This is a genomic window from Humibacillus xanthopallidus (assembly GCF_006716675.1).
In the GTDB taxonomy this organism is placed as follows: Bacteria; Actinomycetota; Actinomycetes; order Actinomycetales; family Dermatophilaceae; genus Humibacillus; species Humibacillus xanthopallidus_B.
On record NZ_VFPM01000001.1, the window covers coordinates 942,920 to 957,088 of the forward strand.

Annotated in this window: 12 protein-coding genes; 7 read left to right on the forward strand and 5 right to left on the reverse strand. The window is 71.4% G+C overall.

Annotated elements, in window-relative coordinates:
• Nucleotides 1–45: 45 nt before the first annotated feature.
• The gene (locus FBY41_RS04015) at nt 46–1,587 is read right to left on the reverse strand and encodes an MFS transporter (RefSeq protein ID WP_185748877.1); all 1,542 of its coding nucleotides are present in this window, start codon (nt 1,585–1,587) and stop codon (nt 46–48) included.
• A gap of 8 nt (nt 1,588–1,595) precedes the next feature.
• Nucleotides 1,596–1,790 (reverse strand): hypothetical protein, encoded by a 195-nt coding sequence (locus tag FBY41_RS04020; RefSeq protein ID WP_141842083.1) that lies wholly within the window; start codon nt 1,788–1,790, stop codon nt 1,596–1,598.
• A 254-nt stretch (nt 1,791–2,044) separates the two neighbouring features.
• Between FBY41_RS04020 and FBY41_RS04025 the strand changes: the two genes are divergently transcribed.
• From FBY41_RS04025 to FBY41_RS04050, 6 genes are all read left to right on the forward strand, one after another.
• Nucleotides 2,045–2,593 carry a TetR/AcrR family transcriptional regulator gene (locus tag FBY41_RS04025; protein WP_141842084.1) on the forward strand — a complete coding sequence of 183 codons (549 nt, stop codon included), beginning with the start codon at nt 2,045–2,047 and terminating at the stop codon, nt 2,591–2,593.
• 22 nt (nt 2,594–2,615) lie between these two features.
• Nucleotides 2,616–3,545, forward strand: coding sequence for an LLM class F420-dependent oxidoreductase (locus FBY41_RS04030; protein WP_141842085.1), 930 nt, complete (start codon nt 2,616–2,618; stop codon nt 3,543–3,545).
• A gap of 149 nt (nt 3,546–3,694) precedes the next feature.
• Nucleotides 3,695–5,242 carry a hypothetical protein gene (locus tag FBY41_RS04035; RefSeq protein ID WP_141842086.1) on the forward strand — a complete coding sequence of 516 codons (1,548 nt, stop codon included), beginning with the start codon at nt 3,695–3,697 and terminating at the stop codon, nt 5,240–5,242.
• Nucleotides 5,239–5,823 carry a hypothetical protein gene (locus FBY41_RS04040; protein WP_141842087.1) on the forward strand — a complete coding sequence of 195 codons (585 nt, stop codon included), beginning with the start codon at nt 5,239–5,241 and terminating at the stop codon, nt 5,821–5,823. The genes FBY41_RS04035 and FBY41_RS04040 overlap by 4 nt, the downstream gene beginning before the upstream one ends.
• Before the next feature lie 133 nt (nt 5,824–5,956).
• On the forward strand, nt 5,957–6,415 hold the full coding sequence (locus FBY41_RS04045) for a MarR family winged helix-turn-helix transcriptional regulator (RefSeq protein WP_141842088.1): 459 nt from the start codon (nt 5,957–5,959) through the stop codon (nt 6,413–6,415).
• A gap of 7 nt (nt 6,416–6,422) precedes the next feature.
• Entirely contained in the window at nt 6,423–7,637 is a 1,215-nt protein-coding gene (locus FBY41_RS04050; RefSeq protein ID WP_141842089.1) for an MFS transporter, read from the forward strand.
• A gap of 255 nt (nt 7,638–7,892) precedes the next feature.
• Here FBY41_RS04050 and FBY41_RS04055 read toward each other — a convergent pair whose 3' ends face one another.
• A complete protein-coding gene (locus FBY41_RS04055; RefSeq protein WP_260439544.1) occupies nt 7,893–9,242 on the reverse strand; it encodes an MFS transporter in 1,350 nt (449 codons plus the stop codon).
• Between the two features lie 24 nt (nt 9,243–9,266).
• Nucleotides 9,267–10,706, reverse strand: coding sequence for an NAD-dependent malic enzyme (locus FBY41_RS04060; RefSeq protein WP_221629198.1), 1,440 nt, complete (start codon nt 10,704–10,706; stop codon nt 9,267–9,269).
• 189 nt (nt 10,707–10,895) lie between these two features.
• On the opposite strand from FBY41_RS04060, the gene FBY41_RS04065 reads away from it, so the two are divergent.
• Nucleotides 10,896–13,319: an HAD-IC family P-type ATPase gene (locus tag FBY41_RS04065; RefSeq protein WP_185748878.1), complete on the forward strand. Its 2,424-nt coding sequence runs from the start codon at nt 10,896–10,898 to the stop codon at nt 13,317–13,319.
• Between the two features lie 298 nt (nt 13,320–13,617).
• Here the strand turns inward: FBY41_RS04065 and FBY41_RS04070 are convergent, their stop codons facing one another.
• On the reverse strand, nt 13,618–14,094 hold the full coding sequence (locus tag FBY41_RS04070; protein WP_141842091.1) for a GNAT family N-acetyltransferase: 477 nt from the start codon (nt 14,092–14,094) through the stop codon (nt 13,618–13,620).
• Between the last annotated feature and the right edge of the window lie 75 nt (nt 14,095–14,169).

Genomic DNA, 14,169 nt, shown 5'->3' on the forward strand with positions numbered 1-14,169 from the left:
CAGTCTGATCAGCAGACTGATCCGGCCGGTCGATCACGCGGCGGATCAGTCGGCGTCCACTGCTGCCAGGGCGACACCGGATGCCGACTGATCTGCAGACTGATCTGGCCGAGCCGCGACTGCCTCGTCCGCCGACCGACGACGCGGACGCAGGACGACCGCTGCGACGATCAGGGCCGTCAGCGTGAAGCCTGCCGAGGTGAGGAAGGCAGGCTCGACACCGGGGACGAACTGGCCCGGAACCGACTGGGACGCATAGACGCTCACGATCGCGGCCAGACCCACGGCGCCGCCCAGCTGCTGCGCCGTCTGGAGCAGGCCCGAGACGGTCCCCGCCTGGGCGCGGTCGACCCCGCCGAGGACGATGACGGTGACCGGCATGAAGACGAGCGCCGCTGAGACGCCGTTGAGCACGAGGGCGCCGAGGAGGTGGGCGGCATACGTGCTCGTCGTCGTGATGCTGCTCAGCCACACGAAGCTCGCGGTGAGCCCGAGGGTGCCGACGAGCAGCAGCGGGCGGGGCCCGACGAGAGCGACGAGGCGTGCGCTGACGCGTGAGGTCGCGAAGATCGCGAGGCTGAGCGGGAGGAACGCAGCCCCCGTCGCGACCGGGCTGAAGCCGAGGACGAGCTGGAGGTACTGGGTCACGAGGAAGAACGTCGAGAACTGCGCCCCGACGACGAGCGCCATGAGCACGAGCGCCCCGGCCCGCGAGCGCTCCCGGACGAGCCCGAGGGGCAGCAGCGGCGCGGCGACCCGGCCCTCGGCGCGCACGAAGAGTGCGAGCAGGAGCAGCCCGACGGCGAACGACGCGAGGGTGATCGGCGAGCTCCAGCCGCGGTCGGCGGCGCTGATGAAGCCGTGGACGACCGAGACGGAGCCGAGCGTCGCGGTGACCGCGCCGACGACATCGAAGCGCACCCGCACACGCGGCGTCTCGGTGACGAAGCGGCGTGCGAGGACGAGCACGACGGCGCCGATCGGCACGTTGACGAAGAGCGTCCAGTGCCAGCTGACGAAGTCGGTGAGCGCGCCCCCGAGCAGCAGGCCGATGGAGGCGCCGGCCGACGACACGGCGGTGAAGAGGGCGAGGCCGCGGTTGCGGGCGGCCTCGTTCGGCGCGCTCGTCGTGACGAGCGCGAGCACGCTCGGTGCGGCGAGCGCCGCCCCGACGCCCTGGAGGGTCCGCGCGGCGATGAGCCAGGCGGGCGTCGTCGCGAGGCCCCCGAGGAGGCTCGCGACGGTGAACACCGCGAGCCCGATCTCGAAGCTGCGCAGGCGCCCGAAGACGTCCCCGAGGCGACCGCCGAGGAGCAGCAGGCCGCCGAAGGCGAGGGTGTAGGCGTTGAGCACCCAGGACAGGCCTGCGGGGGTGAAGCCGAGGTCGGTCTGGATGTGCGGGAGCGCGACGTTCACGACGGTCGCGTCGAGCACGAGCATGAGCTGCGCGACGAGGACGACCCCGAGGCCGATGGCCGACCTGCGTGCGGCCCCGCCCGGGGCGGTGGCGGTCGTGACTGGTGCAGTGGGGGTTGCGGTTGCGATGGGGGCTGCGGTGGCCGTAGCCGAGGTGGTGCTGATCGACATCTGGTGCCTCAGTGTTCGTCGTGCTGGGCGTGGTGGCGCGGCGTCTCGTCGGCGAGCGGCTCGCGGGACATCGGGATGAAGGACGTGGGGCGCGAGCCGGCGGAGGCCGGGTGGCGCGGCACGAGGGGGGCGCGGTGCGTCGTCGCGAGGTGCGACATGTGGACGCGCAGGGCCTGTCGGGTGGGGCGGATCGTGGTGGTCATGGCTGCCGGACTCCTCTGTGACGACGGTCGGCTGTACGATTAACGGAGAGCCACTCCGGTTCTGCATCCCCGACTATACGGAGACTGTCTCCGCTTTTGCAAGGAGCTTTTCTGTGACGCCCCCCGAGGTTGCCAAGGCCGTGGCCGAGGCGGATGCCCTGGCGACGTCCGCGTCGTCCCCGGGATCCGTTGCTGCTCAAAAAGATTCGGCAGCGGCTGCCCCCGAGGTGGCCCGTCAGAGGCCGGCTCGCCCGATGCGTGCTGACGCTCGCCGCAACTACGACAAGATCCTCTCGACGGCCCGCATCGTCTTCACCGAGCGCGGCACGGACGCGTCGCTCGACGAGATCGCGAGGCGTGCCGGCGTGGGTCCGGGCACTCTCTACCGCCACTTCCCCACGCGTGAGGCCCTCGTCGACGCCCTCATGCAGGATTGGACCGACCGCGTCTCGGCCGATGCCGACGCCGCGATCGCCACCGACCTGCCCGCGCGCGAGATGCTCTCCGACTGGTTCGAGCACTTCATCGAGCACATCACGCTGCACCGCGGCGCCGCGAGCAAGATCGCGGCCGCCATGGACGACCCTGCCTCGCCGATGTATCGCAAGTGCCAGGTCATGGCCGATGCCAACCGGCGGGTCATCGACCACCTCGAGGCGCGCGGCGAGCTGCGTCCCTCCGTCGACCCCGTCAACGTCATGCGCCTCGTGAGCGGGGTCGCGACGGTCGCCGACTCCAGCTGCACCGACCTCGACGTCACCCCCATGCTCGACGTCGTCGTCGACGGGATCGTCGCAGACTGAGGCCTCCGGCAGGATGGGCGCCATGGACCTGCGCATCTTCACCGAGCCCCAGCAGGGCGCGACGTACGACGACCTGCTCGCGGTCGCCCGCGCAGCCGAGGACCTCGGCTTCGACGGCTTCTTCCGCTCCGACCACTACCTGCACATGGGCGGCGACGGCGGCGCCGGCCCGACCGACGCCTGGACCACCCTCGCCGGGCTCGCCCGTGAGACCTCGACGATCCGACTCGGAACGCTGGTCACGTCGGCCACCTTCCGCTACCCGGGTCCGCTGGCCGTCCAGGTAGCCGGCGTCGACCAGATGAGCGGCGGACGCGTCGAGCTCGGCCTCGGCGCGGGCTGGTTCGAAGCCGAGCACACGGCATACGGCATCCCCTTCCCGCCGCTCGGCGAGCGCTTCGACCGCCTCGAGGAGCAGCTTGCCGTCATCACCGGGCTTTGGGAGACGAAGCCGGGAGAAACCTTCAGCCACAACGGTGCCCACTACCCGGTGGTCGACTCCCCCGCGCTCGCGAAGCCGGTCCAGGAGGGCGGCGTGCCCATCATCATCGGCGGCGGGGGCAAGCGCCGCACCCCCGCTCTCGCGGTCCGGTATGCCGCCGAGTTCAATGCCGCCTTCGCGTCGGCTGCCGACTCGGGCCGGCTCTTCGAACGGGTTCGCGAGGTGGCCGGCGACGCCGGACGGGACCCGGCGTCGCTGACCCTGTCGGCAGCCCAGGTGGTCTGCCTGGGCAACGACGACGCCACGCTGGCCCGGCGTGCGGCTGCCATCGGCCGCGAGGTCGACGAGCTGCGCGCGAACGGGCTCGCCGGGTCCGCCGACGAGGTCGTCGACCGGATCGGCGCCTTCACCGAGGTCGGTGCGCAGCGGCTGTACCTCCAGGTCCTCGACCTGTCAGACCTCGACCACCTCGCCGACATCGCCGACGGGGTGCTGCGCCAGCTCTCCTGACACCCGCGGTCCCCTCACCCGTCCGGCAGGGCCATCCGGAGGAACACGCGTGGCCGTGCGGTGCCGGCTCGGCTTCGGCGCACAGACGTATCACGGGCGCCCGGGAGGCGCTCCGTCAGGAGAGCGTTGGTTCGTCCTGAGGAGCGAGCATGCCGGAGCGCCGCACCCGACCCACCGGATGGTTCCGGTCAGCGTGCTGCGCGGCCGCGGTCCTCCTCCTGGCCGGCCTTCTCGCGACACCCGGAGCAGGCGCGCTCGCAGCACCCCGCTCAGGCCCGGGGGCTGCGTCGCTGTTCGCCGTGTCCGTGACTCCCACGGCGGCCGAGCCCGGACAGGACGTCACGGTCTCGTTCACCGCGCTCAACGAGAACCTCTTCATCCTCAGCTGCGGAGCCACGCTCGACGGGCGGGCGCTGCCGGAGTGCACGGGCTCCGGCGGCGCCTGGTCGGTGCACTTCACCCTCCCCCCAGATGCCAGGCCGGCCACGACGACGATCGCGTGGGCGCTCACGTACTTCTCGACGCCGGACTCGTACCTGGGGGCCGGCCCGCTCAAGGACTTCGTGGACTTCACGGTGCTGGACCCGGTGGACCCCGCCCACGTCTCGTTCTCGCTCGACCGCACGTCTGGTCGGCCCGGCGACCAGGTCGTCGCGACGTTCAGACCGCTCGACCCGAAGACGACGATCACGACGTGCAGCCTGCTCATCGCGGGCGTCCCCTTCAGCGACTGCGCCGCCTCGGACACGGATTGGTCTCTGCCGTTCACCGTCCCCCGGGGCGCCTCTGCAGGCAGCACACCCGTCGAATGGAGCGTCGTCTACGAGCGAGGCGAGGAGAAGCACCATGCCAACGGCACCGCGACGTTCACCGTCCTCTCCCCTGACGCACCGACACCCACGTTCTCGGTGTCCGTCATCCCCGGCTCGACACACGCTGACGGGACGGTGACCCTCGGCTTCTCCGCGGACGACAGCCTGGGGGGCATCACCGGCTGTTCGGCCCAGCTCGAGGGCGTGCCGCTACCGGACTGCCAGGAGTCAGGCGGGGCATGGTCGATCCGCTTCACCATGCCGAAGGACGTCGCCGTCGGTCGGCACACCATCACGTGGCAGCTGACCTACGCGCGCAACACCCTCGTCCTCGACGCCCAGAGCGACACCCCGAAGGACGCCCCCAGGATCGCGGTGAGCGGCGAGAGGAAGGGTCGGGCGTCGGTCACCGTGCTGCCAACGGTGACGGCGACGACGACACAGTCGAGCTCGGGCTCCACGACGAAGCGCGCAGGGACGGGACAGGGGGGCACGTCACACCGCTCCGGGTCCACGGGGGTGGCGCCCGGACCGCCGATCGGCGCGGGCCCCCACGCCGTCGAGCCGCCGGTTGCCCAACCCGTCGAGACCGGGCCGATCGCCTGGGTCCGGCAGCACTCCGAGCTCGGTCTGCTCCTGGCCGTGATCGCCCTGGTCGTCCTCGCTGGGCTCGTGCTGGGTTCCCGGGGCCGTCCGGTGCGGCGAGTCCCGGGCGACCGGGCGGACGACTCGCCACCCGGCGCGCAGGTCTGGGCTGTGGGCCACCCCGGCACCATGCCCGTCCTCGTCGTGCGCGACACCGATGGCGGCCGTAGGAGCAGGACCGTTCGCCTCGCCGCCCAGTGCCCACCTGCCTCGTCCGACCTGAAGGAAGTGACGTCATGACCACGACCGACCTCACCGAACCCCTCGGTGTCCGCACCATGCTCTTCGGCAGCGACGACGACGCGGTCACGGCGCTGACCCACGCCCTCGCCTCCGATGGGGTGGCAGACGTCCTCGGGTCGGCCCTGACATCGTTCGCGGCGACGACGCGCGTCGCTGCCGTGCGCGAGCTCAGCCAGGTCGCGAGCGGACTGCTCGCCGTGGACCTGGGCGACGTCGTCGTCAAGGGCTGGCGGACCCACGCCACGCTCCGCGCCGCTGCACACCGCACCGCACAGAGCCCGCACACCCGCGAGCTCGTCGAGGTCGCGACGCATCAGGTGAGGTGGGCCCAGGAGCCCTACGTCGAGCTCTTCGTCGAGGGGATCCGCGTGACGACCGTCCACTTCGAGCTCGCCCTCGAGCTCGAGGTCAAGGGGCTCGTGGTCGCCGTGGTCGGCGGACGCCTCACGGCCGTGCACGCGGGCCGCTGCGATGCGCGGGCCTCCCTGAGCGCGGAAGGCCGCACGCTCGCCGAGCGAGGCGCCCAGGTCCACCTGCCTCTCGTGCTGCGTCTGGGAGACGGCGTCACCCTGCTCTGACCTGCAGACCCCCGCCGCCCTGGCGCGTGCGCTGGGCGAGCCGGAGTGCCGAGAACGCCGCACGCGCCCACCCGACCCGGCGGGGCGTGGTGCACGCTGGACATGCATAGATTATCTATGTAATTTGGTGCGGGTGACCGAACCGACGAGCCTGGGCAACGACCTGCTGCGCTCCGCTGCCCGCCTCTCCCGCTGGGCGAGCCGGCACGCGTCGTTCGACGTGCCCTTCGCCCAGGCCCGGCTGCTCGCCCTGCTCGACGAGCTCGGCCCTTCGCGGGTCAGCACGCTCGCCGCCGCCGACCACAGCAGCCAACCCTCGATCACGACCCAGCTGCACCGCCTCGAGGCGGCGGGCTGGGTCGAGCGCGCCGTCGACCCCGACGACGCCCGGGCGAGCCTCGTCTCGCTCACCCCGGCCGGCAAGGACGCCCTCGAGGACGTCCGCCGCGCCCGGGTCGCCGTGCTCGCTCCGGCGCTCGACGGCCTCGACGGGCCCGCGCTCGTGCGGGTCCGGATGGCCATCGACGTGCTCGACGAGCTGCTCGCCGCCGCCGCCGAGCCCCCATCGCACCCCACCCGAAAGGACGGATGACCACCCCATGTGGCGCCAACCCAAGACCGTCTGGTCGATCGCCTTCGCCTGCGTGATCTCCTTCATGGGCATCGGCCTCGTCGACCCCATCCTCAAGCCGATCGCGGATGAGCTGGGCGCCGGCCCGTCCCAGGTCTCGCTGCTCTTCACGAGCTACCTCGCCGTCATGGGCGTCGCGATGCTCGGCACCGGGTGGGTCAGCAGCCGCATCGGTGCGAAGCGCACGCTCCTCGTCGGGCTCGTGCTCATCATCGTCGGCTCGGCCCTCGCCGGCAGCCAGGACACCGTCGGCGGCATCGTCGCCTTCCGCGCCCTCTGGGGCCTCGGCAACGCCCTGTTCATCGCCACCGCGCTCGCGACGATCGTCAACGCCGCGTCGGGCTCCGTGAAGCAGGCGATCATCCTCTACGAGGCTGCCCTCGGGGTCGGCATCGCGACCGGACCGCTCCTCGGCGGCTGGCTCGGTGGCATCTCGTGGCGCTGGCCGTTCTACGGTGTCGCGCTGCTCATGGCGATCGCCTTCATCGCGACCCTGACGACCCTCCCGGCCACGCCGCGCGCCGCGCGCCCCACGTCGATCACAGCGCCGCTGCGCGCCCTCGGGCACCGCGGCCTGCTCACCGTCGGCATCACGGCCCTGCTCTACAACTTCGGCTTCTTCACGCTGCTCGCCTTCACGCCGTTCCCGCTGGCCATGGGCGCCCGCGAGATCGGCCTCATCTTCTTCGGCTGGGGCCTGCTGCTCGCGATCACGTCGGTCTTCGTCGCGCCGGTCATCCAGCGCCGCTTCGGCACGTTGCCGGGCATCGTCGGGGCGCTGCTGGGCTTTGCCATCATCCTCGCGATCATGGCCGTCGGGACCGACAACAAGACCGTGCTCATCGTCGGCGTCGTCGTCTCGGGCGCCTTCCTCGGCATCAACAACACGCTCATCACCGAGACGGTCATGAAGATCTCTCCCGTCGAGCGCGGGGTCGCGTCCGCGGCATACAGCTTCGTCCGGTTCAGCGGTGGCGCGGTCGCGCCCTGGCTGGCCGGCACGCTCGGCGAGAAGTCGATCCACCTGCCCTTCTGGGTGGGCTCGGCCGCCGTCGTCCTCGCCGTCCTCGTGCTGCTCACCGCCCGTCACCTCATCTCGGCGCTCGACGCGGAGCCCGGTCACGGCGCGGAGCCGGTCGGCTCGCGCATCGAGGCGGAGGCCGTCACCGTCGGCGACGCCTGACCCGCGATCGAGGGGAGCAGTCCGTCGGCGCCGCCTCCCTCGAGAGCCGCCGAGTCCACCGAGCAGCGGTATGCCGTCCGGCCCTGCGCGCACGCACGCGCGCTGGGCGGGCGGCTCGCTTTCGGTCACGGCGTCGGCGCACCCGCCGACGGACTGCTCTCTCGATCGGGGATGCGGCCCCCGGAGCGGACGTGCCGACGGACTGCTCTTTCGATTGGGGGGGGTGCGGACCCGGCAGGGTCCGTCGGAGTCGCGTCAGTGGAAGGTGACGGAGCGACCGGCGCGCATCGCGGCATACGCCTCCGGGTCGGCCTCGAGCGCGGCGCGCCTGGCCTTGTGGCGCCACCGGAGGATCTGCACGATGCCGAGCGCCCACACGGGGTACTGCACCGTCATCGCGAGCCGGAAGGCGTCGACGTCCCACGACGACGGGCCGGCCGGCGCGACGCGGTCGAGCACGATGCCGACGAGCGCCACGGCGGCGAGCGTCGCGAGGAAGCCGCCGGTGTTGACGATGCCGGACGCGCTGCCGATGCGCGTCGGCGGGTTGAACGTGCGGGCGACGTCGAAGCCGATCATCGAGCCCGGACCGCCGATCGCGATGAGCACGACGAGGACGACGAGCAGCCACATCGGGGCTCGGCCCGGCCAGAGCAGCACCGTCGTCCAGGCCGCGATGGCGGCTCCGACGATGAGGAGCACGAGCGTGCTGCGCGAGAAGGGGTAGCGCGCCGTCAGCGTGCCGATGACCGGGCTCGACACGATGGCCGTGACGACCATGAGGGAGAGCACGACGCTCGCCTGGGTCGTCGAGAGCCCCTGCCCCGAGATGAGGAAGGGGAAGCCCCACAGCATGGTGAACATGTTGGCCGAGAACTGCGACGTGAAGTGCGACCAGAGCCCGAGCCGCGTGCCGGGCACGAGCCAGGCAGCCCGCAGGGTGCGCCCGAGCGCGCGCAGCCGCATCTCGTCACGGTGCTGGTCGACCCACGGGCTGTCCTTGACGATCAGGACGAGGGCGATGCCCGTGACGACGCCGAAGGATGCTGCGACGGCATACGTCGGCGTCCACCCGAAGGCGTGCAGCGCCGCCGCCAGCGGGCCTGCCGCAGCGAGCGCACCGAGCTGGCCGAGCAGCCCGGTGAACTGCGTGACGAGCGGCGTGCGGCGCGGGGAGAACCACAGGGCGGCGAGGCGGAGCACGGAGATGAAGATCATCGCGTCGCCCATGCCGAGCAGCACCCGGCACAGGAGGGCGAGGGCGTAGGAGTCGACGAACGCGAACGACAGCTGCGCGACCGTGAGGAGGGTGAGCCCGACCGCGAGCATCCGCTTCGAGCCGTAGCGGTCGAGCAGCGCACCGACGGGCAGCTGCATCAGCGCGTAGACGAGGACCTGGAGGATCGTGAACGTCGACAGCTGGGCCGAGGTGATGCCGAAGCGCTCGGCAGCCTCGATGCCGGCGACGCCGAGCGAGGTGCGGTGGAAGACGGCGAGGACGTAGACCGAGATGGCCGCGCCCCACACCGCCCAGGCCCGGTGCCCGTCGAGGGGGTAGCGCAGCCTCGGGGTGCCGGGTCGGGTCACCCGCTCGGCGTCGCTCACTGGGTCACGTCGGTCACGCGAGGCTCAGTTCGCGCCGATCATCGGGATCGACGGCTTGGGAGCCTTGGGCACGCAGTCGACGATGGCCTTGGCGACCGTCTTGCTCATGTCGGGCTGGAACACGCTCGGGATGATGTAGTTCGGGTTGAGCTGCTCGTCGGTGACGACCGAGGCGATGGCGTCGGCCGCCTTGATGAGCATCTCCGTCGTCACGTCGGTGGCCCGCGCGTCGAGCAGCCCGCGGAAGACGCCGGGGAAGGCGAGCACGTTGTTGATCTGGTTGGGGTAGTCGCTGCGGCCCGAGGCCACGACCGTCGCCCGCTGGGTCGCCTCGTAGATGTCGACCTCGGGGTCGGGGTTGGCGAGCGCGAAGACGATGCGCTGCTCGGCCATCTCGTCGATCCACTCCGGCTGGAGGATGCGCGGCGCGCTGACGCCGATGAAGACGTCGGCGCCCTGGAGGCCGTCGCGCAGGGTGCCGGTCAGGCCGCGCGGGTTGGTCTTCTCCGCGAGCTCGCGCCACGCCGGGGTGAGCGACTCGTCGGCCTTGTTGAGCAGGCCCGGACGGTCGGAGACCGTGACGTCGACCGCGCCGGCGGCGAGCAGCAGCTGCACGATGGCCGAACCCGCGGCGCCACCGCCCGAGACGATGATCTTGGCGTCGGCGAGCTTCTTGTCGGTGCAGCGCAGCGCGTTCTTCAGGGCCGCGAGCACGACGATGGCCGTGCCGTGCTGGTCGTCGTGGAAGACGGGGATGGAGAGTCGCTCGCGCAGCTTGGCCTCGACCTCGAAGCAGCGCGGCGCCGCGATGTCCTCGAGGTTGATGCCGCCGAAGCCTGGGGCGATGAGTTCGACGGTGCGCACGATCTCGTCGACGTCGGTCGTGTCGATGCAGATCGGCCACGCGTCGATGTCGGCGAAGCGCTTGAAGAGCGCAGCCTTGCCCTCCATGACGGGCAGCGCCGCCATGGGCCCGATGTTGCCGAGGCCGAGCACGGCCGAGCCGTCGGTGACGACGGCGACGGAGTTGCCCTTGATCGTCAGCTTGGGCACGTCCTCCGGGTGGTCGGCGAGCGCCTGGCTGACGCGGCCGACGCCGGGCGTGTAGGCCATCGCGAGGTCCTGGCGGTTGCGGAGGTTGACCTTCGACTCGACGGAGATCTTGCCGCCGAGGTGCATGAGGAAGACGCGGTCGGAGACCTTGTGCACCCGCACGCCCTCGAGCGTCTCGACGGCGGCGACGACCTCGGTGGAGTGCTCGGCGTTGGATGCCGAGCAGGTGAGGTCGATGACGAGGCGGTCGGGGTGCGAGTCGACGATGTCGAGCGCGGTCGTGATGCCACCGCTCTCGGCGACCTTGACCGCGAGCGCGCCGATCACCGCTGGGTCGGTGCCCGCGTGGATCCGCATCGTGATCGAGTAGGACGCGGTGGTGGCACGGGCTCTCTGGATCGACTCAGTCACCGCGCAATCGTCCCACGATCCGAGAATCACCCCCGACATCGTCCCGAAGACCGATCAGTAACAAGCGGAGCCGCCACAATGCGCGCGCCGGCACCCCCTCTCCCCCGCCCGCCCGCGTATGCCGTCCGGCCGGGAAGGTGACCGCGCGACGTCCCGTGAATCCGGGAGACGGCATACGACAATGGGTCGGTGAGCTCGCCCGGGGACAAGACCACGCTGACGAGACCGCAGGGTCTGACCACCGCCGAGGTCGCCGAGCGGGTCGCCCGCGGCGAGGTCAACCGATTGGCGGAGCGCACGTCACGCTCCATCGGCGAGATCGTGCGGGCCAACGTGCTCACCCGCTTCAACGCGATCCTCGGCGCGCTCTTCGTCCTCGTCATGGTCACGGGCTCTGTCGCCGACGGGCTCTTCGGGATCATCCTCGTCGTCAACTCGGCCATCGGCATCGTGCAGGAGTACCTCGCCAAGCGGAAGCTCGACCGTCTCGCGCTGCTCAACGCACCGACGACCCGGGTGGTGCGCGACGGAGCGGTGACCGTCGTGCCGACGACCGACGTCGTCAAGGACGACCTCATCGAGCTGCGCACCGGCGACGAGGTGCCCGCCGACGGCACCCTGCTGACGAGCGCCGGGCTGGAGCTCAACGAGGCCAACCTCACCGGCGAGTCCGACCCGGTGCCGCACGGCGAGGGCGACGCCATCATGTCGGGCACGAGCGTCGTCGCCGGTGCGGGCCGCTACCACGCGAGCCAGGTCGGCGCGGAGGCCTACGTCAACCGGATCGCGGCCGACGCGCGGAAGTTCACCCGCACGCGGTCGGAGATCCAGGACTCGATCAACACGCTGCTGAAGTACATCACCTGGGTCATCGCGGTCGCCCTGCCCATCACGATCTGGTCGCAGTGGAACACCGTCGGCGAGCAGGGCTGGCAGCAGGTCGTCATCCGGTCGGCGGCGGGCGTCGTCGGACTCGTGCCCGAGGGGCTCGTCCTGCTGACCTCCGTGGCCTTCCTCCTGTCCGCGGTCCAGCTCACCCGGCGCAACGTCCTCGTGCAGCAGCTGCCCGCCGTCGAGGGCCTCGCGCGCGTCGACGTCGTCTGCATCGACAAGACGGGCACGCTGACCGTGGGAGAGATCGCCTTCGAGGGCGTCACCCCTCTCGAGGGACACGATGAGGACGAGATCCGTTGCGGGCTGGGCGCGCTCGCCGACGACCCCAACGCGAACGGCACCTTGACCGCGGTCGCCGCAGCCGTCGAATCGCCCGGATGGAGCCGCACGCAGACCATCCCGTTCAACTCCGCGCGCAAGTGGAGTGCGGCCTGCTTCGAGGGTCACGACACCTGGTTGCTCGGCGCGCCGGAGGTGCTGCTCGACGGCCCGGGTCCGATCCGCGACGAGGTCGAGCGACTCGCCGACTCGGGGCGGCGCGTCGTGCTGCTCGCGCGCAGCGCGGAGCAGCTCACCGAGGCCGTGCTCCCCGGTGACCTCGTCCCGTGTGCCCTCGTCACCCTCACGGAGCAGGTACGGCCCGATGCCCGGGCCACCCTCGACTTCTTCCGCGAGCAGGGGGTGCAGGTCAAGGTCATCTCCGGCGACAACCCGGTCACCGTCGCTGCCGTCGCCCGGGCCGTCGGTCTCGACGTGGGCGAGCCGGTCGACGCCCGCACCCTCCCCGACGACCAGGACGCGCTGCGAGAGGTGCTGGGCCGCACGACGGTGTTCGGCCGGGTGACCCCGGAGCAGAAGCGCGCCTTCGTGCACGCCCTGCAGGCCGACGGTCACGTCGTGGCGATGACAGGTGACGGCGTCAACGACGCCCTCGCCCTCAAGGACGCCGACATCGGTGTCGCCATGGGCAACGGCGCGCAGGCGACCAAGGCGGTCGCCGAGCTCGTCCTCCTCGACGGGCGGTTCTCGCACCTGCCCGACGTGCTCGCCGAGGGCCGCCGGGTCATCGGCAACGTCGAGCGGGTCGCCAACCTCTTCCTCGCCAAGAACGCGATGAGCCTCGTCGCCATCCTCGCCGCCGCAGTGCTGACCGTCCCCTTCCCCTTCCTGCCGAGGCACCTGACCCTCGTGTCGGCGGTGACGATCGGCATCCCGGCCTTCTTCCTCGCGCTCGGGCCCAACAAGCGGCGCTACCTTCCGGGCTTCCTCGGGCGCATCCTGCGCTTCGCGGTGCTGGCCGGCGTCATCGCCGGGCTCGCCGTCATCGCCTCCTACCTGCTGGCCGGCAGCACGTACGGCGTGCCCGAGGACGAGTTCGTCTCGCGGTGCACCGTCGAGGCCGGCACCAAGACGGTCAGCGACGTCGCGTGCTGGCAGCCCGGCACCGGCGCCACGATCACCCTGCTCGTCGTCTTCTTCTGGATCCTCATCGTGCTGGCCAGGCCGTTCCGCCCGTGGAAGGTCGCCCTCATCGGGGCGATGGTCGGCCTCGCCGTGCTCGCCTTCACCGTGCCCGTGGCCCGCACCTTCTTCAACTTCGACGCGCCGGCGCCCCTCGTGTGGCAGTCGCTCGCCGTCGGAGCCGTCGGGGCGGCCCTCGTCGAGCTCGTCTATCGCACGTCGTCGGCGGTGAAGGCGGCCCACCACCTCCCCGACTGACGTTGCGGTCACGAGATGGTGAACAACGCTCCCCTCGGGCAAATCGGGTGATACCTTCCGCAGGCATGCTGCCAAGGGGGCAGCTTTTGTCATGAACAGGGGGACCTGCCGTGCGGCGGTCTGTCATCACAGGCTGTCGCCCGCTGCCACCTTCCTCACGCGAACGTTAGCGTCGACATCGCGGGCCGCTTCGACGTCTCGGCCCGCCGGCACCGCACTCGCCGAGCGGGCATCCCTGGGTTCAGGGGTGCCCGCTCGTCGTCACGCTGCCGGATCCCTCCGAGCCGAGCTGCACCGTTCACCGATCGAGCCGCAGACGCATCGCGGGCCAGGCGGTAGGAGTGAAGCCCAGCTCCGGATAGAGACCCGAGCCCTCCCCCGTCGCGAAGAGCTCGACGACGCTCGCCTCGGTCTCCTCCCGCAGCCAGCGCAGCACCACCTCGACGCAGGCCCTGGCCAGTCCCTGCCGCCGCGCCTGGGGCTGGGTCGCGACGTTGTTGAGCAGTCCCCACACGCCGTTGGGGTTGACGGGCGAAGGCGCCTCGAACCGCAGGGCGGCCATCGCCGACGCCACTGCCCGTCCGTCGGCCGCGACCGCGAGCGCCACGCAGGTATGCCATCCGCCGAGCTCGCGCTCGAGCCAGCCGTGCGCGGCCTCCCGCCAGAGGGGGTCATCGACGCCCGCCACTCCCATGGAGGCGAACATGAGGGCGCGGAGCTCGACGACGGCGCTTGCGTCGGCGGGAGTTGCCCGCCGGATCGTCCAGTCGCTCACGCGTCCACTCTCGCAGAGGCCGACACGGCACGCCGCCGGTGGGGCGAGTGCGCCACGCCGCCGGGCCACCGTGCA